Here is a 22,620-nt window from a genome sequence, read left to right on the forward strand (position 1 = left end):
ATGACAACGACCCGACCACCCTCTGGGGCGCACGCCCCCGAGGACGCGCTGCACGCCGAGGACGCTGGGTACCACAAAGCGTTGCGTCCGCGTCAGTTGCAAATGATCGCGATCGGTGGTGCCATCGGCACCGGATTGTTTCTCGGCGCGGGTGGTCGTCTGGCGCACGCCGGGCCCGGCCTTTTCCTGGTGTACGGAATATGCGGCGTCTTCGTTTTCTTCGTGCTTCGTGCACTCGGCGAACTGGTGTTGCATCGCCCGTCCTCGGGCTCTTTCGTTTCCTACGCACGCGAGTTCTACGGTGAAAAGCTCGCGTTCGCCGTCGGCTGGGTCTACTTCTTCCACTGGTGCATGACCGGAATCGTAGACATCACCGCGATCGCCACCTATATCCACTACTGGCAGGCCTTCCAGGTATTGCCGCAATGGCTGATCGCGCTGGTGGCCTTGGCGCTGATCGTCAGCCTGAACCTGATATCGGTCCGATGGTTCGGCGAACTGGAATTCTGGGCCGCGATCATCAAGGTCGCCGCGCTGGTCACCTTCCTCATCGTCGGCACGATCTTCCTCGGTGGCCGTTTCAGCATCGACGGGCAGCCGACGGGATTCAGCGCGGTCAGTGAGCACGGTGGCCTGATACCCGTCGGCCTGCTTCCGCTTGTGCTCGTCACCACCGGCGTCGTCTTCGCCTATGCCGGTGTGGAATTGGTGGGAACGGCCGCGGGAGAGGCGGAGAACGCGGAAAAGATCATGCCGAGGGCGATCAACTCGGTTATCGCGCGTATCGCGTTGTTCTACGTCGGCTCGCTGGTGCTGCTCGGCCTGCTGCTGCCGTATACCGCGTTCAAGGCAGGCGAGAGTCCATTCGTCACTTTCTTCGCCAAGCTTGGCATCGGCAGTGCCGGTTCGATCATGAACCTGGTCGTGCTGACCGCGGCGTTCTCCAGCCTGAACGCGGGGCTTTATTCGACCGGCCGGATCCTGCGGTCGATGTCGGTGAACGGCAGCGCGCCTCGCATCACGTCTCGAATGTCCAGTGGCGGAGTGCCTTACGTCGGCATCCTCGCGACGGGCGCGGTGGCGCTCACCGGGGTCGGCCTCAACGCGATCGTGCCGGAGCGTGCCTTCGAGATCGTGTTGAACATGACCGCGCTCGGCACCATCACCGCCTGGACGGTGATCATTCTATGCCAGTTGAAGCTGTGGCACTGGGATCGGGCGGGGCGGGCGAAGCGGCCTGCGTTCCGCCTGATCGGTGCGCCGTACACGAGCGTAGCGACGCTGGTATTCCTGGTCGCCGTCGTGGTATTGATGGCCTTCAGCAATGACGAGGTGCAGCGGGGCGCCGTCATGGCGGTCGGTCTCGTCGGTGTCCCCGCCCTCGTCGGCGGCTGGTTCCTGGCCCGAAAGCGGGTGCTGAACATAGCCGACGAGCGGGCTGGTTACACCGGGCAGTTCCCGGTGATCGCCGAGCGGCCACTACAGAACGACACGGTTGTGCTCGTCGAGGACGCGCCGGTCGAGAACGAGGCATAGACAGGTGTCCGCTTCGGGGTCATGCCTCGGAGCGGACACTTTCCCACCGCCGGGAAGAGGGGCAAATGCCGGAGAACGAGAATGATGTTCGATCCATTCGCGGGCTCGAAAGGTTCCGATGCCGGAACACCCCAGTACGTCCGATCGACCGCCGCTGCCGCACCCGTGGGCGAGCCGGCGAATACGGGGAACGCGGGGAACCGAAACGCCGAGTCCGCCCCAGCATCCCTGGGCCAGCCGGCGGATGTTGAAGCCCGAGCCGGTCGAGCGCCGGCCTGAGGTGGCAGACCCTGAGGCCGCATCGATTCCTGCTGCCCCAGGCGGCGAATCCACCCAGCCGGCACCTCCGCCGGACCCGGGCGGTTCGTTCGATCCCACCGCTTCAGGAGCTGAGGCCGAGCCGGGTTCGGGCCGCAACGCCAGATCACGTCCTACGCTGCCGCGGCTCGGCGGGGGACTGGTCGTGATGCCGAAGGTGGCAGCGATCGATCCACGCTCCACCATGCTGCAGAATCCGGAAGTTCCCGAGGCAAAACGGTTTTGCTGGAAATGCGAGGAGCCGGTCGGGAGGCGAACCGAGTCAGCGCCCGCGGAGGTGGTCGGCGAGTGCGGTAGTTGTGGTGCGCCCTACAACTTCCGGCCACCGGTAGAGCCGGGTGATCTGATTGCCGGACAGTACGAAGTGCAGGGTTGCTTGGCGCACGGCGGACTCGGGTGGGTTTACCTGGCGATCGATCGCTACGTCAGCGATCGATGGGTGGTGTTGAAAGGGCTGCAGAACCCGCTCGACTTCGAAGCGCATGTGGTCGCGGTCGCCGAGCGGCAGTTCCTCTCTGAGGTCGCCTATCCGGGCATCGTCAAGATTCACAACTTCGTCAAGCACAAGGCGGGCCGTGACGTTCCGGACGGCTACATCGTCATGGAGTATGTCGGCGGTCGGTCGCTGCGGGCGATGCTCGATCAGCATGCGCCGGAGCGGCTTCCGCTCACCGAAGCAATCGCTTACATGATGGAGATCCTGCCCGCCCTCGACTACCTGCACTCGCTCGGCCTTGCCTACAACGATTTGAAGCCCGACAACATCATGCTCAGTGGCGACGAGGTCAAACTCATCGATCTCGGCGGTGTTTCCGCCATCGGCGCCTACGGCAGCATTTACGCCACGCCGGGCTACCAAGCTCCTGAGCTCACCGAGACCGGGCCGTCGGTGGTCACCGACATCTACTCCGTCGGCAGGACACTCGCCGCATTGACGCTCGAGTTGCCGCGAGACGCGTCCGGGCATTACGCGCGCGGCATTCCCGCGCCGGATGAGCAGCCATTATTGCGACGGCACCCCTCGCTGTATCGGCTGCTGCTGCGCGCCACCGACAGTGACCCCAAGCGCCGATTCCCGTCGGCGTATGCGATGCACGGCCAGCTGGCCGGCGTGCTCAGGATGGTGCTGGCGGCCGACACCGGGCGCGAGCATCCCCAGGCCTCGATCGAATTCGGTTCGGTGCGCGGCGATTTCGGCATCGAAACGTTGATCGGGCAGGCCGACCAGATGATCTACGGGCGTGCCGCCGGCCAGCCGCTCGACGCGCGAAGCGTGAACGTGGCACTTCCGGTGCCGTTGATCGACAGCGAGGATCCCAGCGCGGATATGCTGTCGACATTGCTGCACGGCGATCCGCAGCACGCATTGGACGTGCTGTCGCGCACCCGCGATCGCATCGCCGACGGGACGATTCCCGAGCCGGTGACATTCGGCCTCGAGGGGGCGTTGACCGAAGTCCGATCCTTGCTCGATCTGGAAGAAACCGCCGGTGCCACCGCACTGTTGAATGAGCTCGCGGCGCGATATCGCGGGGATTGGCGCATCGAGTGGTTCAGTGGAATCGCCGCGCTGTCGGACAGTCGGCCTGCGGAGGCGTACCAGAACTTCGATGTGGTCCGTTCGATGCTGCCCGGTGAGATCGCGCCCGTGCTCGCGCTCGCCGCAGCGGCGGAACTCGCACTGGCACAATCCACTGGCGATGCCGCACAACGAAGCTGGCGCGAGGCCGCCGCTGCGCACTATCGAATGGCGTGGCAGACCAATCACGGTGTGGTCAGCGCCGCCTTCGGGTTGTCCCGCATGCTCGCCGCGGAGGGCAGCCTGTTGGACGCCGTTGCCGTGCTGGACGAGGTGTCGCCGGCCTCCCGCCACCACAGCATCGCGCACCTGACCGCCAGTCTGCTGCTGGTCTCGCGGCCGACCGTCGAGATCACCGAGGCCGACCTGGCCGCCGCCGCGGCGCGACTGCCCGCGCGCGATGAGCCGCGCGCCTTACAACTGCGAGTCGTGGTGATCGGCGCCGCCCTGGAATGGATGCGGGCGGGCGGGGAGCCGTCGAAACCCGGTGCGAACGTTCTCGAATTTCCGCTCACCGAACCAGGATTGCGCGACGGTCTCGAATCGGGTCTGCGTGCACTCGCTCGCACCGCGCCGGACCGCTGGCACAAGTATCGGCTGGTCGATCTGGCGAATCAGGTTCGGGTACGGACGCGATGGTAGCGGCGGTCAGTGCCTGCGGCGGGCGAGCGCGACTATCAACGTGAGAAGGACCGGAAGCAACAACCACAGCATGTTCCCGGAAACCAGCGCGGCGGCAATCGCGAAGAGCGAGAACGTGACTGCGACGAACACGAGCCGTCGCATCGGAGTCGGCTCGATGGATGCTGGTGCGGCCGGGACGGCGCCGGGCAGGTCGGCGAATAGTTCGGCCAATTCGGTCATTGTCGTCACCTCGGCAGCCACTGTGCTGCGTTCGTCGAACTCGACCACGCTCAATCGGCCAGCAGCCATATGTGCCGCCAGTTCGCGGAGCGCCCGTTCTCGTTCGTCGGCGGTAATCCGGACGTCATGCACTTCATCCATTCGTCGAGAATATTCGTCGGTGGCACTCCGCCGACGGCTGGGGATTTCCAGTTAGTGGGAAGTCGTTTACCGAAACAATTTCCCACATCTGGGGATGACTTACGCTCGAATCCGCCCATGAGTGAGGAGTGGCGGTGCATATCGAAGGCAAGTACAGCTCGGTCGCCGAAGCGTGGGAATGGCAACTGCGCGGCTCTTGTCGCGGACTGGACTCTGCGGTGTTCTTCCATCCGGATGGTGAGCGCGGCAGGGCCCGTCAGGATCGCGCACGCCGGGCGAAACAGATATGTCATAACTGCCCGGTCCGCAGGCAGTGCCGAAACTACGCGTTGACGGTGAATGAGCCGTACGGGGTATGGGGCGGGATGACCGAGGATGAACGCAGGCGCTACTTGGAGGTCCGGACCCGGCAAGGGTGGGTGGGGTAAGCCCCGCACGGCGATGCCGATGCTGCGTGCGGAAAGGGTGTGGTTTCCTTTTAGGCATGGCAGCGGGTGTGGAATACACGATCGACGAGTTGGCGCGTGCGGCTGGTACCACAGTTCGCACGATCCGTGTGTATCACGAGCGAGGAGCGTTACCTCCGCCCCAGGTCAAGGGGCGTACCGGTTTCTATGGTCCGGAGCATTTGGTGCGGATGCAGACGATCAATCGTCTGATGGCACAGGGCGTCAAGGTCAACGGGATCAAGGAACTTTTCGATGCCTACGCGCGCGGCGAGGACCTCGCTGACCTACTCGGTGTGCCCGATGGGTTCGAGACACCGATGGTCGAGTCACCGATCGATGACACGATCACCGGTACCGAGTTGCAGGAGCGCTATCGCGATGTGCGGCAGGGTCTTGCCAGGGTGGTCGCCATCGGCCTGTACGAGCCCGTCGACGCCGCCACCTACCGGGTCGGCGATCGGGACTTGATGCGCGTCGCGGACCAACTCGCTGCGGCCGGGATACCCGAGGACGAGGTGCTCGGCGAGCTGGAGAAACTGCACGCCGACTCCGAGCGCGTTGCCCGCCGTCTCGTCGACCTGTTCCGTCGCACAGCCTGGGCAGCGTACGAGAAATCGGGCGATTCGGCCGAGCTCGCGCAGCGTGCCTTCGCATTGCGCGCGGCTCCGGGGCGCGCCGGCACCCAGCACATCAGCCGGTTAGTCGGCCGCTACCTCGACTTGGACGCGGAGCTCAGCGAGGCGCTGTCCGGCGACCAATAGCCTGGATTCTCGAACCCGGCACCCCTTCCCAAGCGTGGCGACACACTCATTAATGAGCCGCTAGTCAGCGGTACATTAAATGTGACGAAGAACCGCTTCCAGTCTCCGCCTCGCGGGACAGAAGAGCGAAGGAGTGTTGTCGATGAGCAAACCTGCCGTTTCGAGCCGTTCGGTTGTGCGAACTCTGCTTGCGGTGACCGCTGCCGCGCTGGTCGGGGCCGGTTTTGCGGGCCCGATCACCCCGGCGAGCGCGGACGCGGGCGGCGTTCCCTGCCTGTGGGCCGGGGGTGCGCATCGCCAAGGTTCCACGGTCTACGCGGGCGGCTGGGCCTTCACCTGCCGCTTGGACAACTATGGCGGCGCCCGTTGGTCGCGCGACGGCGCTGTTGGCCGGCACAGTACGGTTCCGAATCCCGGCGCGACCGGAAACCCGGCAGGCGCGTTCAGTCCGGGTGCTCGGCAACCCGGCAGTTCCTATAACGACTATTGCGTCGGCAGCCAATTGATCGACGGTGCCGAAGACATCTACGAGGTGGTACCCAATGGGTCCGGCCTGATGTGGCGATCGGTCGGTCCGATTACCTTCTGGGATTTCGAATCCGGTCGGCAGCCGTCACCGACCTGGCGCACGGGCAGCCTCTGTGTCGACGGAGTGCTGATCTGACGACTCGCCGAAATCCCAGATCAGAGCCTATATATGCGCCTGCCTAGGTATGGGTGGGGCCTCCATCTACCGATGTGGCCACGCTGACGCTCCATCGATACTTTGTCCTCTACACGGAGGCGGAGGGGTTGCCATGGGAAGCGTGACATTGTGGATGCAAATGTCGCTCGACGGATTCGCCGAGGGCCCCGACCAGGAGATCCACTGGCCGGTGGTGGACGAGGAGTTGTGCGGGGAATTTCTGGACGAGTTGCGTACCGCGGATATGTTCCTGTACGGGAGAAAGACCTACGAGATCATGGCGTCGTTCTGGCCGACGGCCGACGCCGATCCGGCGATCTCGCCGTTCTACATCGAGTTCGCCCGGTGCTGGAAGGCTACCCCGAAAGTCGTTTTCTCGCGCACACTGCACGGTGCCGACTGGAATACCCGAGTGGTCCGGACCGCACTGGTGGAAGAAATCGCCGCTCTGCGGACCGACAGTGATTACCGCATGGTTCTGTTCGGTGGTACTCGGACGGCCGCGACCTTCTTGGAATACGGGTTGGTCGACGAGTTCCGACTGTTCGTACATCCTGTCTTGCTGGGTGGGGGAGTCCCGCTGTTCCCGAGCACGGCGGCATTCGGGCTGCAGCTCGTCGACGTGGTGACCTTCGACAGCGCCGTCGTGCAGATGCACTATCAGCGACCGGATGTTTTCGTCGGGGCCTCTGATCGCTGCTTGGTGCTCGGTGCCAGTGCAGGCCAGGGCAATCAGTAACCCTTCGGTGCGCGGGTCGGATCGGCTTGCTGGACGTTGTGCGCCAGATTGCTTCCGTCACGCGACACGTCGTATTTTTTCATGACGTAATTCATGCTCGCCGCGATATTGGCAGTGGGATCGGTGATATCCGACGAGGTCCCTTTGACGTGATTATCGGAGAAGGTCGTGGGAATTGTCTGTGTGAGGCCCTGGGATGCGCGTCCTGCGACCGCGTTGGAATCCCAAGTGTTGATCGATCCTGCGTCGCCACCGGATTCGCGTTGGATCAGCACCAGGTAGCCACGCGTCCAATTCTCTCTTGCGACCGGGTCGGTGATACCGAGCGCGTCGAGCGCCTCACCAATGTGTTTCCGCAGTTCTGCCTCGCTCAGGCGGTTGTGCCCGCGCGTGCCGGATGTCGCGTTGACTCGCTCTGTGTAGTGGTCGTCGTAGGTTCCACTGTGGTTGGGCGGAATGCGAGGACTGATGGGGCTGCCAGAACCCATGGCGTTGAACGACGTCGGCATCGTGCTGCCGGCGCCGGGAGCGTTGTACGAGGGCGGGGCTGAGCCGCCGCTGACGGCGTAGGTCGGCTGTTCGCTACTGATATTGAGCGCTGCGGAAGCCGCTTGGTCCGAGACGCTGTGCACCTGGTTGTAGGTCGTGTCCAACGTATCCCAGACGCCATTGAACAGGCCGTCTATTACGTCCCTGGGCAGCTCCTTATGGGTTTCGCCGTCCCTGGTGGTCACGGTTCGCACCGCGGCGAAAGAAGCGTCGATCTTCGTATTGAGTTCTCCGACAGAGGTTTCGATGGCACCATAGGCATTCGTCACGGAGTCGCCGACTCCGGCGGTTCGCACAACGATGCCGTCGTCTTGTCGATGAATGCCCGATATCACCTGCTGCACCTCGACTTTGTGATCGTTGTAATTGTCGATCATCGTCGATTCGTCCTTGGGATCGGCAATCCCATGGCTGCCGAGCATTTCGCGCAGGTTGGGCGCCGCGGAGGGTTTACCGGATCCGAGCAGTTCGATCTGGGCTTGGATGACGCCCTCTGCCAACCTGAACAGAGCGATCAGGCCCGATGGCGCGCAGTCGGGCAGCTCATGCAAATCGCCTATTCGCGTGGCTCCCTCGGTCGCCCCCGCGCGAGGGTGTTCGACTGTTCCGGCCGGGATCATTGGCCACCCTCGCATTCCTGATTCGATCTCTGCTTTCCTCGAGTATCGAACGTTCCCCTAGCTGGGAATATTGCTGGGCAGGTGCGGCACCACAGGACCGACCAGCTTGCCAACTATGGGAATCGGGACCGGCGCCCGATGTATGCACAGACTAATCTCGGGAAGAGCTTCTCCACGGACCGTGCGGAGAATTTGCGATATTTCACGGAAACTATCGGAGCGGTGCGATGAGCGATCCGAATACGCCATGGACTCGTCCGATGGCAGAAGAATCGTCCGCCACGGTGCCTGACGCCGCGCTGAGCCCTGAACCGCAGCTCGGGGCGCGGCGATCGCTGCGCAATACCGTGCGATCGTGGTGGTTCGGGTGGTCTCCGCGTCGTCGTGCGGGCCTGATCATCGGCGTCGGCACGGCGGTGCTGCTCGTGCTGATTTTCACGGCTCTCTGGCCCGGCGATCAACAGCCGTCCACTGCCGCGTCGGATATCGACACCTCGCTAGGGCTCACCGCGGGCACGGTGATCGCTAATGACCGTGGAAAGTTGACGGTGGCCGGGGTGCTGGGCGGGATCGCTGTCGTGCGTACCGACCACACGACTCATGTATTCGTCCCGGCCGGTGCGCAAGTTTCCGATGTGCGGGCCGGTGACACCGTGATCGTCATCGGCGGCAAGACCAAGGAAGGCGTGATCAACGCGAACTTCATTCTCGGCAATCCGTTCGACTTCTTCGGTGGATGAGAGCCCTGATTCCAGCGCCGTGCGTGCGACGCTATCGGCGAGCGCCGCACGCACGGGCTTCAGCACCAGCTTGCTTGCGGCTTGCAGACGACCCAGCGCCCGTCCGGTTGCTGGACGCGAGACCAGCTCGGAGCCCCTTCGTGATTGCCGCTCTGATTGCGCGGCGGTGTGCTGGCATGGTTGTTGAAGTACTCGCGACGATTCTCGCGTTCCTCGGCAGCGCGCAGCGGATCGGTTTCCTGGTGATTGAGGCCGAGAGGATCGATGTGATGCCAGCCGCTCGTGTCGCCGCCATCGTTCGGTGTGTGCGGTTCGTTCCCGGCGAACGCGGAGGCCGGCGCCAGGGCGATCGCGCCCGCGATCATGCCGGCGGCCGTGGTGGACGCCAGGATTCGCCGGATGGTCGTCGGATTGGTAGTGAACATGGAATCTCCATTCCTATCGGTGTTGCGACTGCGCGCTCCAAAGCAATGGATTCAACATCGAGCAGTGAGCCGCTGTTCAACGGTACGATGAATGGTGTCAAATTTCGCGCATGCTCTTTCCGTCAGCGGGAAGCCTGGCCTGCTGGATCGTTAGATAGCGGTAAGGTTTGCTGGGTTAGTTCGGATTTCCTGTATTCGACCTCTGCGCTGGTCAGGTCGGTTCGCCGCTTGCCTTTGCTCGGTCCTCGGGTGACAGGACTCCTCGGTACGCGATGAGGAGCGGCTCGTGGCAACCACACGCTTCAACGACAGCAACGTCGACCTCGACACTCTCTACGGCGACCTCGCGGCAGCCGATCTGCAGCCGCTCTGGCGACTGTCCGGGACCCTGACGCCGGAACCTGCCGCGCGGACGGCGCCGTACCGCTGGCGCGGTAAGCATTTACGCGCACTGTGCGAGCGATCGGGGGAGTTGGTGACGATCGATCGCGGCGGAGACCGGCGCGTGCTGTCCTGCGCGAATCCCGGCCTCGCCGGTGCGCCGCACGCGACGCCGACGCTGTGGGCTGGACTGCAATACCTCGGCCCGCACGAATCCGCTGCCGCGCACCGGCACACCCCGGCGGCGCTGCGTTTCGTCTTCGAGGGCGAAGGCGTCTGGACGGCGGTGGACGGCGACCCCGTGCCCATGTCCCGCGGCGACCTGATCCTGACCCCCTCCTGGGCATTCCATGAACACCGCAATTCGACGGCCGCGTCGATGATGTGGCTGGACGTCTTGGACGTGCCGCTCGTCGGATATCTGGAGTCCGTCTTCTTCGAGGCCGGATCCGCCCGCCCGCCGGCGCGGTGGGCTGAATCCACATCGACCACCGAGCTGCTGTGGGGCGCGGGTCCCGGCCTCGTTCCAGCGGGCTGCGACGCCCCGGTCAACCACTCCCCGCTGCTGGCCTACCGCTGGAGCGCAACCGACGCCGCCTTGCGCAGACTGGCCGAGACGACGGATTCCGCTGTGTGGCTGCGTTTTACGGACCCCGCCAGAGGTATCGACGTGATGCCGACGATGCGCTGCGAGATGGGCCGCGTCAAGTCGGGCACGAGTACCTCCCGGCACCGGCAGACCGGCTCCCGGATCGGCGCGGTGCTGAACGGAACGGGCACAATGACTATCGGCGGCAAGGAATTCGACGTCGAACACGGCGACGTGTTCGTGGTGCCGTCGTGGTCCTGGTTCGGACTGAAAGCCGACGAGCGGGACGACCTCGACATCTTCATGGTCAGCGATGCGCCGATCCTCGAGGCCACCCGACTGTTCCGTCAGGAATGGGCGGAGACACCGCGATGAAGTTCGTCAGCTTTCGAACCAAAGCCGGCGAAAGTGGCGCGGGCGCAATAACTTCCGACGGCGTGCGGGTCATGTCGGTCAATCCGGATGCCGGTGTGTCGCCATCACCGATCAAACGACTTCTGGCGTCAACGAATGGCCGGCTGGCATCGCTCGAGCGTCGGCTGGACGACGCCCCACTGCTGCCGGTCGAAGACGTGATCCTGGACGTGCCCGTCCCCGATCCTTCCAAGATCGTGGCGGCCCCCGTGAACTATCGCGATCACCAGGCCGAGATGCACCATCCGACGCATATCGACAGCCTCGGTGTATTCCTCAAAGCCCCGTCGTCGTTGCTGCCGCCGGGCGGCACGATCGCTCTGCCCTACCACGGAAGGCGCTTCGATCAGGAAGGGGAACTTGCGCTCGTCATCGGCAGGGAGGCTCGACACGTCGCCGCGGCGGACGCGCTCGACTACGTCGCCGGTTACACCGGCCTGCTCGATATGACGATGCGAGGCAGCGAGGATCGCTCGATGCGCAAGTCCTTCGATACCTTCACGCCGATGGGTCCGTATCTGATCACACCCGATGAAGCCGGTCCAGTCCACGAGCTGTCGCTGCGCTGCTGGGTGGACGGGGTGCTGCGCCAGGATGCGTCGATCGGTGAATTGATCTGGGACGTACCGACACTCATCTCCTACATATCGTCGGTGATGCGCCTGCACCCCGGCGATGTCATATCGACCGGGACCCCCGCCGGCGTCGGTGAGGTCGTGCACGGACAACGGATTGATCTGGCCATCAGCGGGTTCGGCGAGTTGCACGTGTTCGTGGACTCATCGACCGCGACGGCCTGCCCGACCCGGCCTGCCGGGTAGACAGTTTCGAATTCGGCTCAGAGTTCGGCGCGGACCGCCGCGTGCAGGTCGCGCAGCGAACCGCGGTCGGTGATGACTTCCAGCACCCGCACACCGTGCGCATGACCGGTCAGCAACTGTCCGAGCTGAGCGAGATCCACCTGATGATGCGACACCTGATGGGCCGCGCACAGCGCCGCCAAATCAGTCCCCTGTGGCGTGCCGAAGACACGCTCGAAAACCCCGGCGTACTGCGGTTCACCCTGCTCCAACAGTTCGAAGATGCCACCGCCGTGATTGTTCGCGACCACGATCGTGAGATCGTCGGGGCGGGGTTCGCGTGGCCCGATCAGCAAACCCGAGGTGTCGTGCAGGAAGGTCAGATCGCCGAGCAGCGCGATGGTACGGCCCCGATGGTTCATCGCGGCCCCGACTGCGGTGGAGACATTGCCGTCGATGCCTGCGACACCACGGTTCGACAGCACGCGGACTCCGGGCTTCGGATGCCCAGCCAGCGCGGCGTCGCGCACCGGGCTCGATGCGCCGAGCAGGAGTTGATCACCGTCGGTGAGCGCGTCCAGGACCACGGCGGCGACATGTAGTCCGGTGGGCTTGGGATGCGACAGGAGCTGTTCGCGCACAGCATGATTCGCGCGTTCGGTAATCTCGTCGCACGCTGCCAGCCAGGCGACGTGCGGTCGACCGGAGATCACCGCGCGGGTGCCGGTCCCGTTCACGTTTCCAGCGATATCGGGCCAGCGTGGGCCGTCACCCAGCGTCCACACCGCGACCTCCGGGTCGGCGAGCAGTTTGGCCACCGACCGATGCAGGGTCGGGCGACCGGTGACGATCGCTTGGCGTGGCGCGAGCAGTGGCAAGGCCAGCGGATGCAGCGGACGCCCGTGCATGGGTGCGGTCGGTTCCGCGACGGTCGGCAGTCCGGCCAGCTCCGGATGTGCATCGGATCCATGACCGGAAATAACAACGGTATCCGCGGTGAGATCAATGGCGATGGGCGCGTCGAGGGTCGTCGGTTGCACAGACGTCCACGGCAGTCCGCCCGAGTGGCCGGTAGCTGCCGCATCGGCTGTGCCGCCGTCGGGTACCAGGGGTTCCTTGAAGGGGACGTCGAAATGCACCGGTCCCGGGTTGCCTGATCGGACGCCTTTGGCTGCGGCGAGGACACGGCAAACCGCGGAGCGCCACGCCCCGTTCTGCGGAGTACCCTGCTCGGCGACGCCGAGGCTGATGGAGGTTCGCACCTGTTGACCGAACAGCCCGACCTGTTCGATGGTCTGGCTGGCGCCGGTACCGATCATGTCGTAGGGCCGGTTCGCGCTCAGCACCACCAGCGGTATGCCCGCGTAACTGGCCTCCAGCACCGCGGGGCACAGATTCGCCACCGCGGTGCCCGAGGTCATCACCACCGGCACCGGACGCCGGTCGGCGCCGGCCAGCCCGATCGCGAGGAAGCCCGCACTGCGTTCATCGATTCGCACATGTAGCCGGACCAGGCCCGCGTTGTCGGCGGCCTGTAACGCGAAGGCCAGCGGGGCGCTGCGCGAACCAGGGCACAACACAACATCTTTCACGCCACCGCGAATGAGCTCATCGATGATGACAGTGGCTTCCAGTGTCGAGGGATTCATCGCGCCACCACTTCCTGCGCGCCGAACGCGGCATCGTTGAAATCTTGTCGAATGTCGAAGGTGCCGAGCACTGTACGGAGCTTCACCACGGTTTCTTCCCATTCGGCATACGGATCCGAGGCGGCGACGATGCCGCCACCAGCGAACGCCCGGCCGCCGAGGCGTCCGGCGTCGAGTTCGATACATCTGATCGCGACGACCCATGTGCCGTCGCCGTGGGAGTCACACCAGCCGACCGCTCCGCCGTACAGACCGCGGTCATCCTCGCTGCTGGTAATCGTCTCGAGCGCCAGATCGGTCGGTACACCGCACAGCGCCGGTGTCGGTTGCAGGAGCGCCGCGAGATCGAGCACCGTCATCGCCGGATCGCTGAGCACGCCGGTGATCGGCGACGCGAGGTGCCAGACCTCTGGTGTACTGACCAACTCCGGTGTTCGCGGTATCGATAGCTCGCGGCAGACCGGGGCGAGTCGTTCCCGGATCCATTCGATTACGTAGGAGTGTTCCTCGCGGTTCTTCATCGACGACAACAGTGCTTCGCCTTGTCGCCTATCCGTTTCTGGATCTCGGTGTCTCGGTGTCGTGCCTGCCAGCGGGCGTAACGACACGGCAAGGCCTTGCTTCGATATCAGCATCTCTGGACTTACGCCGACCAGCGTGACATCGCGGCCGCCGCAACCCGTCGAGTCGACAACAAAGCCGTTGGCCTCGGGATTGCGGATGATGAGATGTGCCGCCAACAGCATGGGATCGATCGGATCATCGAACTCCAGCCGGACTGATCGAGCGGCGACCACTTTGCGGAAGTCACCGCCACGAATCCGCGATACCAGTTCGGCAACACGGCCGACATGGCTTTCGCAATCCGGCGTTTCGGCGAGTATGGAGGCGTTCGGTAGCGGCCGCAAAGGGCCGAACCGAGCCGGGCCTCTGCTGAATTCGGCCGTTTCCGGAACAATGAGCTCAGCCGCAGTACGCGGATCGAAAGGCAATGCGCCTGCGACCAGGCGGACTCGTCCTTCGGTCACTGCTCTCGACGCCGCTGCGACGTCGTCGTAGCGCTCGCGCACCCCATCGCATCGCAATGTCCGATCACTGTTGGAGAGCAGAAACCTTGTCATTGAGCACCTTTGAGCGATGACCTACGGCGGGAAAGTCGAGGCCTGATATCGGTAACAATCGATGCCGCCGCACCGATGACAACCAATAGAAGCACTACCTGGCATCCCACTCAATAGGTATTGCTGTCGTGTCAAGTTGTGTCCGTACCCCCTTATGTCTTGCGTATACCTATGCGCGAAGTGGTTGTACGATCAATCCTGTTACCAAGGGCCGCGTCCGAACAATATTTCTGGTGGTGAAAGCCCGTCCTCGGTCCAGAAACTGTTCAACTCGTCGACCGGAACTCGTTGTACAGGCATCGTCCAGCGGAGCGTGAGATCGTCGTAGGTGACCAGAGCCTCGGGCGGGTATCGTGCAGGGTCTGCGTAGTGTGGCCAGAACGAGAAAACCTCGGGCGATCCGCGCACGGTTTCGCCGGTAGCCATGGCTACGTGTTCGGCATCTCCCCAGACCATCAGATCGCCACGCTGTGGTCTCGGACTGCTGTGGTCACCGGGGATGAAGTGCTGCTTGGTGTGCGGTAGCAGGCTGTCCCTGAGTTTGCGTGACCACGTCGGGCCAGGCAGGCTCCGGTCCATCCACGGCATGAGGTCATCGAAAGTATCCGGATCGAGCAGGTGTCGCCGTGCGCCGGCGTAGAAGATCATCTCCCAGCAGTTGAACGCGGACTGCGGCTTGAGTGCAGGAAGTGGGGTCGAATGCGGCGCGAGCATCCAGGCGCCGAACTCGCGGTCTGGGTGTCCGATCCTGATTGGGCTGCACTGCGCTCGCAGTCCCGAAGTTTGAAATTCTTCGAGCTCATCGGCGATGAGCAGCGGAGCATCGTCGTGTGGCGCGCATATGTACGGGATCGGAGTGTGTGCCTGCGGCGGATCGTTGGGGAAAGGACCACGCTTATCCAATTCGTCCGTGGTATCGGTCGACTGTCGCAGATTTACGCTGAAATCATCTACTCGACCCGATTTTGTGGAGCTGATTTCCTGGAGGCGTCGGGTTATTCTACAACTGATATTCTCCCATAGGGGTCCTATTTCCATGTATCCAACTTACGGTTATCGTTACTGGGCTTTCGTGGACTGTGGGCTGGTTTCAGCGAGAGCGAACGCCGAAGTAATGAGGCATGGCGTAGTCCATCCAGTTGACTGTGCGCTATGCGGGCCTCGGTGCCGGAAGCACGGTTCTGGTTTCCACGTTCCAGGCTACCGGCGCTCCAGCTCGTAGGCGGACTAGGTTGTCGAACCCTCGTTCGTCCTCGAAGGTACGCCGGTGACACGGCCAGGTGCACGGTGGCTACTAGGCCTACCGCCAGCGGGAAGAGGTTTCGTACTTCGTCCTCGCAATCAAAGGAAGATCATGGTGCGTCGGTAGGAACCCTAGGAGAGCATCTAAGTCCGGCACCTTCTTGCTCCAGGATGCGGGACACCGTAGAGGACGATGTCGTAAACGGAAAGTGTGGTTCGTGGTGCCCGGAGTCAGAACTGGTGATCTAACCGGGCTCCGCGGAGAGGGCGGGTGCAAAGCAGATCTCTGTGCAGGTGCTCAGATCTGGCTCGACTACTGGTACGAGTGTCACTGGATTGGAGGTTGTGGCAGTGATTGCTGTGGGCCCGAAGGTAAGAGGTGTAGCGCAGAATCCGGCCGCGCCGGCAACAGTGCTCCTGTCGATCTTGCAGGCGGGGCGGATGGGGGCTTTTTGGGTGCTCGGGCGGACGGACTTACCTGATGTGGTCTACGACGCGATCGTTGCCGATCCCAACCCGAATGTACGGAACGAGCTGGCAGAGGGTTGGTATGCGCCCGGCGCGCAGCGAGCAAGACTGCGCGCCGATCCCAATGTTCGTATCCGTCGTCGTGTGGCGGAGGGCCCGAACACATTCCGCCAGCCGGTCGATCCGTTGCCCGATCTGGCCTACGCCGAGCTGATCGACGATCCGTATGCGCATGTGCGTTCGGCCGCGGTCACGCGATGGCCCTCACCTGTGGTGGATCTGGTCGACCGCCTGCTCGATGACCCAGATCCTCGGGTGCGCGCGGCGGCCGCGGCGCGGAGCTGGAAACGGAAACCGCACCTACTTCGCGAAATAGTCCACACGCCCGACGACCTGCTATGGATGTGGCGGGAGGCACTGCCGACGGGTCGATTCGAGCCGGACGCCATAGCGAACCTGCGCCGCCGATCACCCCGCTACCAGGCCTGGCTGGCCGAAAACCCTTACCTGCCAGGCAATGTGGTCGCCCAGTTGGCGGCTGATTCGAATCCTGCCGTGCGGCTCGCTGTGTCGATGCGATACGATCTGACCGACAGTGCGCGCCGCACCATCGACTACCGGGTTCGCCCCACCGATCGGATCACGCCCGCATTCTGGGCCCAAACCACCGACGACACCGAAAAGATGCGACGCGCGGCTTGTTCCGACCACGTGGGATTGCGCCGTAGCGTCGCCTGCAACCGAGGACTTCCACAAGAACTCGTGGACCACCTGGCGGGAGACGACGACTTCGCAGTCCGTCTGCTGCTGTGCGAGAACCGCCCCGACGCCCCGTCAGAACTATTGTGGCGAACCTTTTTCGAAGCCCGGGTGATCACCCGGTGGGCTCTGCTCGACCACCCGAACTTCCCGACCGGTCGCTTTGGGGCCTTCGCCGAAAATGACGATCCCGAACAGCGGTGCCTCGCTGTGCGCGACCGCACAGTCTCGGCGGAAGTCGTAGACCACTTGAGTCGTGACCCCGCTCCGCGAGTGCGTGGGAGTGTAGCCGCCGATCCGCGTCTGGGCCGGCAGCGAGTACTCGAACTCCTCCACGACGATCCGGAACAGGTGGCCGTTGGAGCAGCTCAAAATCCGAACCTACCGGTCGAAGCGATGCAAGGGATAGTCGCTGAATCAGACAGCATGCCCTAGCTGTGATAGCTCATGACGTTGGTTATGTATTGGTGATGTCGGAGGTGAGTTGTTCGGGTCCGTGAATCATGCCGGCGGGTTCGCCGCGACCAGCGCTTGTGCCTTGGCATCACTCCGGAACTGGCACTTCAGCGCCTACGCACCATCGTTTCGGCTTCGGCATCGGGCACGACATCGAATACACCGACGTCTACTACGGCGGTGTGCAATTCGCGCGGCCGATCTGTCGCGCCGTCTCGTCGCGGCGCGAAGACCATGGTGTTGAAATGGCAGCGCCCGCGGATTGTTTTGCGATGCGGGTGGCCCTCGTTGCCAAGGAGTTCGATGCGAGCCGGGCGCGCCCACCTCGACAACCCTGGGACCCGCTAGCGGCTCCGATATCGCGTCGGCGACATCCCGGTTACCGTCCGAAGGGGTACCCGCCACACCGTAGTGGCGCTTCATGCCGCGGTCGCTGACCGTACGGGTGATGTGCACGGCGGAATGGATGTCCAGCTCTTCGGCGCTCGTCTTCCAAGTGACCGGCGGGCAGGCTTGCAGGCAGAGGAGGTGGTAACGGCTGCGGCTGCGCGGATGTCTGCGACAGGTATTTTGCGGCGTATCTCGACAGATCTGCAACGGACTCCGACAGATCGACGTGTACCGGCATCAGTTCCCTTCTCGCGGTTCGCTCCGGAAATCGGAGAAACCGTGACCTGTCCGGAATTCGCAGGTACCGGGCCTGTCCTGGCATGAACCGAATCGGTCGGTGCGGCGACCCGAGGGGGATAGGTGGCTCGCGTCGATGTATCACGTGGCAGCTGTCGTTCCGTCGGTGTACCGATCTGATGTCGCCGTGCTTGCGGCGGATTCGACGGTCCCCGGTTCGGGTTCTGATCCGGCGTACTCGGGTTCTGTTGTGCTGACTGTGTCCGCGGTGGTTCCGGTGGGTGGCCGGGTACTGGCGATCGGGTTTCGGACATCTGTGGCCGTGGACTCTGCGCTAGCGGCCGAGGGGACCTCGGTACAGAACCATTGGAACGCACGCCGGTCGGCTGCGAATCGGCCGGGGAGCTCACCGCTGGAATCGAGCCGGGTGAAGCTGCGGTTGACGCGGCGACGGCCTGCGACGAGTTCGGATCCGCCTGGCCGACCGTCGACGCCACGGCAGCGTCGGCAACCTGCAGATTCTTGATCATCGCAGCCAGATTCGCGCCCTGCGCGTGGACATTCGATCGTACGGTGGTCAGTCCGTCGAGCACCTCGCGCAGCGCGGGTACGAACTGTGCGGCGAACTCGCGTCCCGGTTCATCATCGCCCCATGGTTCGCCGTGCGCGGCGAGACCGAACGTCAGATTCTGCACCGTCACGTGCATTTCGTCGGCCAGCACAAGGTATTGCTTGGCGAGCCGTGTCAGTGCATCCACGTCGACCTCGAGCCGCGTCGACGCCTGCCGTCCCGTCATGTCATCGCGCGTTGGCGGTAACGCTGTTCGAAACCCGCGGCATACTCGAGCGGGGCTGTCGCCGATGTAGCGTGCTCGATCACTTCGTCGTCGCCGACGTAGAAAATTGCGCGGTCGATAGCGATTTGCCCACGCTGAACTGGCACGAACACTATCCATCCGACGGAGAATCGTTCCGCGACAAGCTGGTCCAACGGGTACCCGGTGGTATCCAGGCGTTCGGCGGCGATGTGTTCGCGTACCAATGCGATTGCCCGGATTTCAGGCAGCTCCTGCACCACACCTCCCGACGGCTACGTTGATCTGCTCGGCATCCGCCGCATCAGCGGGAGTGCAGTCATGAAGCGCCGCTTCGCCCATATCCGCACTCGCGTTGTTCAAAGATGCCCAGGTCCGCAGCCACAGTCAACAAACTCTTCCCAGCTCTGGGGTTTCCGGATCGAGTGCTGCTGCGCATGCTCATACGTCCCACCACCAATCGATGCACGATATGCCAGGTGCGTCTGTGGAATCGTCGGCGGGTGCGGCCGAGATGGAGAAGAAGTCCGACACATTCGAGTCGTCGACCGCGTATCGGGGTACCGACAGGGCCCAGTCTATGTTTCCGCGAATGATATGCCCGAGGTCTCGTACGTATTGCCGTGTGCCTGCGCTGAAAGTGCCTACCGTGTCGCTGAGCGTGAGGAATCTGCACATAATTCTATCGCGGAGCGCGACCGCCGCTGCCGTTGCGTCATGGAGCCCGTATCGGAATTCGACGGCCAAGATGTCGACGATATTATGCCGGTCGGATTCTCCGTGTGCCGCCGTTTTGGCATAGGAATGTAAATCATTGTCCAACGCCGCGATGAGTCTTGCCATCCCGGAGAGCGCCCGAATCTCGGGATGACAGTGTTCTTCCTCAGTCACCTCGTATCCACCGACGAGTTCGGTCGTTAGGGTAACCACTTCGCCTGCCGCATTGTCTAGCCGGATCTCCACGTAGCGATTCACGTCCATCGTGCCGGTCGTGCCGATCTGCGCCGCTACTCCGAACAGCCACGCGCGGTGTGCCGCGGTCCAGCGCTTGTGCTGAACAGGTGTGACCTGAGCAGCGAACCGCTCCGAGATATCCGCGATCGCTGCGGTCAGCGGGTCATTGTCGAACAGCCGGGGATCCGGTGTCTCCAGCGCGCGGAGGAGTCGGTGTGCGTAGTGAACGAAGGCGTCGAGATCTGTGGAAAGCCCCCCGTTGTCGCTGCGATCATCGAACGCGAAGCCCCAATAGTCCCAATCCGACGCGGTTTGCAAGCGCTCGAACAGCCCGTTCGGCGAAACTCGGGCCGCGAACTCTGCCGATTTCGTGCTACGCAATCTCTCCTTGTTTCCGAAGAAACCGAACTGAGCCAGCCATGTCATCGACTTCTGCTCCAACTCGGCGGCGTGCGAACTTATTGCCGACTCTACCGGGCAGAATACCGCGATGGCCGGCAAACGCCCGATGTTCTGCGTGTACGCTCGAGATTGTCGATAGCTACGGCCCAGTGAACCGCTCCTTTCGGTCATGATGTCGATCTCGCAACTTCAGGTGCCATGCGCGCGGTCAACTGGATGCGGAACTGCGTCGGGTGCAATGCCATGGCAACTGTGGGTCGTATCGTCTTCGTGGGCGGGTTCAGGTGCCATCGACGCACGATCGTCGCAAGCGTGAGTACGGCTTCGGTCAGCGCGAAATCCTCTCCGGCGCAGCGCCGAGGACCTGCGCCGAAAGGTAGGTACGACATGGGATGGCGAGTCACCTCTCCGCGCTTCCATCGATCGGGATCGAATTTCTCGGCGTCGCTGAATTCGCGCTCGAGTCGATGCAACAGATATGGGCTGTACATCACCGGTGTCCCTTTGGGAAGCAGATGTCCGTCCAGTCGAGTATCGGTTGTCACCGTTCGGGTGAAAAGCCAGCCGGGAGGGTAGAGGCGTAAAGTTTCTGCGAGCACGCGGCGCGTGAGCGTCAACTCCGCGAAGTGTTCGTAGTGCGCGAGCCCGTGGAGCAGCACGCGGTCGGCTTCGGCTTCGACTTCGGTCAAGATGTCCGGATGTGAAGACAGTAGATGTATAGCCCATGACAAGACGCTTGCGGTGGTCTCCGATCCGGCGATGAAGAATGCCATCAGTTGGTCGTAGAGCACCGATGCGTTCATGGGCAAGCTGTTGTTGGCTGTGCCGTGCTGCTCGGCAAGCAGCGTTGCAAGGAGGCCATCGGTGTCGTCGTCCCAGAGGAAACGCTGCTCGATGAATTGGTCGATCAGCCTACGGAGACTCCTTTGCGCAGCTCGGTAGCGGCGGTTGCCGCGAGTTGGTACCCATTTGAACCACCGAGGTGTCAGTAACTCCAGGTAGAGGCCGTCAACGATTGCCGTCACATCGTTTACCGCGCGGTCTAGGTGGCTGGGCGCAAGGCTTTCGGAGAACATCGCCGCGAGAAAGCAGCGGGTAGTCAGGCGCAGCATCTCGGGCACCACCTCGATATTTCGACATGCTTCCCACTCGGCTGTGATCGCGTCGATCTCGACGGACATCGCCCGCGCGTATCCCGGCAGGCGAGTGCGATGGAACGACGCCTGGATCCGGCGTCGCCGATTCCTGTGCTCGTCGTGCGGGACCGTGATCACGTTGTCGCCGACAACGCGGCGAGCCACCTCGAACAGCGGCCCCCCTTTGTCGAATACCCGATCATCGCGCAGGACTTGGCGAGTCAACGCGGGGTCACAGACGACGACCGTGCTGAGCGGTCCGAGTCGAACGCGGATCAGGGTGCTGCTCTGCGAAGGCAACGATGTCAAGAACGCCCACGGATCTCGCCAGAGCCTCAGGCTATGTCCGAGTAGCGGTCGCCCTCCGGATGCTGTGGGAATTGAGGATCTAAAGTGTCCGATCATGTTTCCTGCGCCGGTCGCCGAGTTCTGCGCTGCGGCGGGTCTGTCCACCGCAGCCCAGGCAATGCTGCGCCGGTAGGCATACTTGACGCATCAGGAGTCCGCTCGGTCTGTTTCCTAAGGTGTAGCCAAAATATTGCTAAAGGCAGTGTTAGTTGTGGTCCGTCAGCCCAACGTGCTTGGCGGGCCACCAGTGCCTGTTCTTTCTTCGCAGCGACATGCGGGTCGTCGAATTCAATGAATTCCGGCTCGTTTCCCAGCGGTGGGATCACTGCCCGCGGGTAGCCCTTTGTGGCTGGGATTAGGTTGGCTCGCGCGTTGTTCACGCTGTTCGGTAGAGGGATGTCGCGGTGTTGGTGCGTGAGTTGGTGCGGCCGCTCCAGCGAGTGACAGCCGGTTTGAGTGCCGCGGTGTCGAATCGCTACGTCGTCGACGCGGCCGGGTTTCGATTGGCGGCAGCTGTCACGCAGGGGAGCGATGTACAGGCGTCTCTGTTGGCGCAGATGGCCGACCGCTCGGCGATGCGACAGCTGCAACACCTCGCTGATGAGTCGCGTCCGGTGGTCGAGTTCCGTCATTCGGGTTCCGGAAACGCGACTACAAAGGTTGCTGAAGCCCGCAAAGTCGCACGCGAACCGCGGGCGCGGAACGACAGCGTAAGAACGCCGAACAACGTTCTTGCGGGCCCGGTTGAGGCACGACTAAATGGCCGGGGCGGGTCGGTTCTGCTCGGTGTGGCATCCACATGGTCTGGACAAATCGCCCCTCGGAATATCGAGGCGGCTGAGTCGGCCCCCGATATTTCTGGCGCGGTTCTCTCGGGCTACAGGCCGTACCGGGCGCCGTGGTGGGCTCCGGCGGGGACAGCAAATCGGGATGTGTTGGCGCTGGATCGGAAGGCCTGGGCAGGGGGTGCAGGTACTACGCCATGGTCGCCGGTCGCGCCGACGCAGTCGGACGCTCCCGGGGCTCCGGCTGATCCGACATTTTTCGACCCGC

Annotated in this window: 19 protein-coding genes and 1 pseudogene; 11 read left to right on the forward strand and 9 right to left on the reverse strand. The window is 63.3% G+C overall.

The window, feature by feature from the left end:
• Window positions 1-1,536 (forward strand): amino acid permease, encoded by a 1,536-nt coding sequence (locus tag ACFYO1_RS02490; RefSeq protein WP_387226394.1) that lies wholly within the window; start codon window positions 1-3, stop codon window positions 1,534-1,536.
• Window positions 1,537-1,780: 244 nt separating this feature from the next.
• Complete coding sequence (locus ACFYO1_RS02495; protein ID WP_387226396.1) at window positions 1,781-4,075, forward strand: tetratricopeptide repeat protein; 2,295 nt, start codon at window positions 1,781-1,783, stop codon at window positions 4,073-4,075.
• Between the two features lie 6 nt (window positions 4,076-4,081).
• Here ACFYO1_RS02495 and ACFYO1_RS02500 read toward each other — a convergent pair whose 3' ends face one another.
• Window positions 4,082-4,438: a DUF1707 domain-containing protein gene (locus ACFYO1_RS02500; protein WP_387226399.1), complete on the reverse strand. Its 357-nt coding sequence runs from the start codon at window positions 4,436-4,438 to the stop codon at window positions 4,082-4,084.
• Window positions 4,439-4,572: 134 nt separating this feature from the next.
• Here ACFYO1_RS02500 and ACFYO1_RS02505 point away from each other — a divergent pair, with 134 nt between their 5' ends.
• From ACFYO1_RS02505 to ACFYO1_RS02520, 4 genes are all read left to right on the forward strand, one after another.
• Window positions 4,573-4,866, forward strand: coding sequence for a WhiB family transcriptional regulator (locus ACFYO1_RS02505; RefSeq protein ID WP_387226400.1), 294 nt, complete (start codon window positions 4,573-4,575; stop codon window positions 4,864-4,866).
• 56 nt (window positions 4,867-4,922) lie between these two features.
• Complete coding sequence (locus ACFYO1_RS02510) at window positions 4,923-5,648, forward strand: MerR family transcriptional regulator (RefSeq protein ID WP_387226402.1); 726 nt, start codon at window positions 4,923-4,925, stop codon at window positions 5,646-5,648.
• Between the two features lie 142 nt (window positions 5,649-5,790).
• Window positions 5,791-6,312: a hypothetical protein gene (locus ACFYO1_RS02515; RefSeq protein ID WP_387226404.1), complete on the forward strand. Its 522-nt coding sequence runs from the start codon at window positions 5,791-5,793 to the stop codon at window positions 6,310-6,312.
• Window positions 6,313-6,466: 154 nt separating this feature from the next.
• Entirely contained in the window at window positions 6,467-7,072 is a 606-nt protein-coding gene (locus tag ACFYO1_RS02520) for a dihydrofolate reductase family protein (RefSeq protein WP_387231656.1), read from the forward strand.
• On the opposite strand, the gene ACFYO1_RS02525 is transcribed toward ACFYO1_RS02520, so the two are convergent.
• Window positions 7,066-8,172 carry a transglycosylase SLT domain-containing protein gene (locus ACFYO1_RS02525; protein WP_387226406.1) on the reverse strand — a complete coding sequence of 369 codons (1,107 nt, stop codon included), beginning with the start codon at window positions 8,170-8,172 and terminating at the stop codon, window positions 7,066-7,068. The two genes, ACFYO1_RS02520 and ACFYO1_RS02525, sit on opposite strands and share 7 nt — an antisense overlap.
• Window positions 8,173-8,501: 329 nt before the next feature.
• Between ACFYO1_RS02525 and ACFYO1_RS02530 the strand changes: the two genes are divergently transcribed.
• Window positions 8,502-8,981 (forward strand): hypothetical protein, encoded by a 480-nt coding sequence (locus ACFYO1_RS02530; protein WP_387226408.1) that lies wholly within the window; start codon window positions 8,502-8,504, stop codon window positions 8,979-8,981.
• A gap of 59 nt (window positions 8,982-9,040) precedes the next feature.
• Here ACFYO1_RS02530 and ACFYO1_RS02535 read toward each other — a convergent pair whose 3' ends face one another.
• The gene (locus ACFYO1_RS02535) at window positions 9,041-9,406 is read right to left on the reverse strand and encodes a hypothetical protein (RefSeq protein WP_387226410.1); all 366 of its coding nucleotides are present in this window, start codon (window positions 9,404-9,406) and stop codon (window positions 9,041-9,043) included.
• Between the two features lie 286 nt (window positions 9,407-9,692).
• Here ACFYO1_RS02535 and ACFYO1_RS02540 point away from each other — a divergent pair, with 286 nt between their 5' ends.
• Window positions 9,693-10,751 (forward strand): cupin domain-containing protein, encoded by a 1,059-nt coding sequence (locus ACFYO1_RS02540; RefSeq protein ID WP_387226412.1) that lies wholly within the window; start codon window positions 9,693-9,695, stop codon window positions 10,749-10,751.
• A complete protein-coding gene (locus ACFYO1_RS02545) occupies window positions 10,748-11,611 on the forward strand; it encodes a fumarylacetoacetate hydrolase family protein (RefSeq protein WP_387226413.1) in 864 nt (287 codons plus the stop codon). The genes ACFYO1_RS02540 and ACFYO1_RS02545 overlap by 4 nt, the downstream gene beginning before the upstream one ends.
• Window positions 11,612-11,628: 17 nt before the next feature.
• Here the strand turns inward: ACFYO1_RS02545 and menD are convergent, their stop codons facing one another.
• The 3 genes from menD to ACFYO1_RS02560 form a co-directional block, all read right to left on the reverse strand.
• Window positions 11,629-13,239 carry a 2-succinyl-5-enolpyruvyl-6-hydroxy-3-cyclohexene-1-carboxylic-acid synthase gene (gene menD, locus ACFYO1_RS02550; RefSeq protein WP_387226415.1) on the reverse strand — a complete coding sequence of 537 codons (1,611 nt, stop codon included), beginning with the start codon at window positions 13,237-13,239 and terminating at the stop codon, window positions 11,629-11,631.
• The gene (locus tag ACFYO1_RS02555) at window positions 13,236-14,360 is read right to left on the reverse strand and encodes an isochorismate synthase MenF (RefSeq protein WP_387226417.1); all 1,125 of its coding nucleotides are present in this window, start codon (window positions 14,358-14,360) and stop codon (window positions 13,236-13,238) included. The genes menD and ACFYO1_RS02555 overlap by 4 nt, the downstream gene beginning before the upstream one ends.
• Before the next feature lie 201 nt (window positions 14,361-14,561).
• Window positions 14,562-15,263, reverse strand: a complete 702-nt coding sequence (locus ACFYO1_RS02560; protein WP_387226419.1) for a hypothetical protein — start codon at window positions 15,261-15,263, stop codon at window positions 14,562-14,564.
• A 437-nt stretch (window positions 15,264-15,700) separates the two neighbouring features.
• On the opposite strand from ACFYO1_RS02560, the pseudogene ACFYO1_RS02565 reads away from it, so the two are divergent.
• Together ACFYO1_RS02565 and ACFYO1_RS02570 are read left to right on the forward strand one after the other, a co-directional pair.
• A pseudogene (locus tag ACFYO1_RS02565) lies at window positions 15,701-15,907 on the forward strand (DUF3224 domain-containing protein); the annotation flags it as partial.
• A gap of 46 nt (window positions 15,908-15,953) precedes the next feature.
• A complete protein-coding gene (locus tag ACFYO1_RS02570) occupies window positions 15,954-17,264 on the forward strand; it encodes a hypothetical protein (protein ID WP_387226422.1) in 1,311 nt (436 codons plus the stop codon).
• 1,441 nt (window positions 17,265-18,705) lie between these two features.
• On the opposite strand, the gene ACFYO1_RS02575 is transcribed toward ACFYO1_RS02570, so the two are convergent.
• The 3 genes from ACFYO1_RS02575 to ACFYO1_RS02585 all read right to left on the reverse strand — a co-directional run bounded on the left by ACFYO1_RS02575 (window position 18,706) and on the right by ACFYO1_RS02585 (window position 21,624).
• Complete coding sequence (locus ACFYO1_RS02575; RefSeq protein WP_387226424.1) at window positions 18,706-18,987, reverse strand: hypothetical protein; 282 nt, start codon at window positions 18,985-18,987, stop codon at window positions 18,706-18,708.
• Between the two features lie 181 nt (window positions 18,988-19,168).
• Entirely contained in the window at window positions 19,169-20,254 is a 1,086-nt protein-coding gene (locus ACFYO1_RS02580) for a hypothetical protein (protein WP_387226425.1), read from the reverse strand.
• The gene (locus ACFYO1_RS02585) at window positions 20,251-21,624 is read right to left on the reverse strand and encodes a cytochrome P450 (protein ID WP_387231658.1); all 1,374 of its coding nucleotides are present in this window, start codon (window positions 21,622-21,624) and stop codon (window positions 20,251-20,253) included. Before ACFYO1_RS02585 ends, ACFYO1_RS02580 begins: the two co-directional genes overlap by 4 nt.
• Window positions 21,625-22,620 lie beyond the last annotated feature (996 nt).

It is taken from the genome of Nocardia sp. NPDC006044 (genome assembly GCF_042871115.1).
Classification (GTDB): domain Bacteria; phylum Actinomycetota; class Actinomycetes; order Mycobacteriales; family Mycobacteriaceae; genus Nocardia.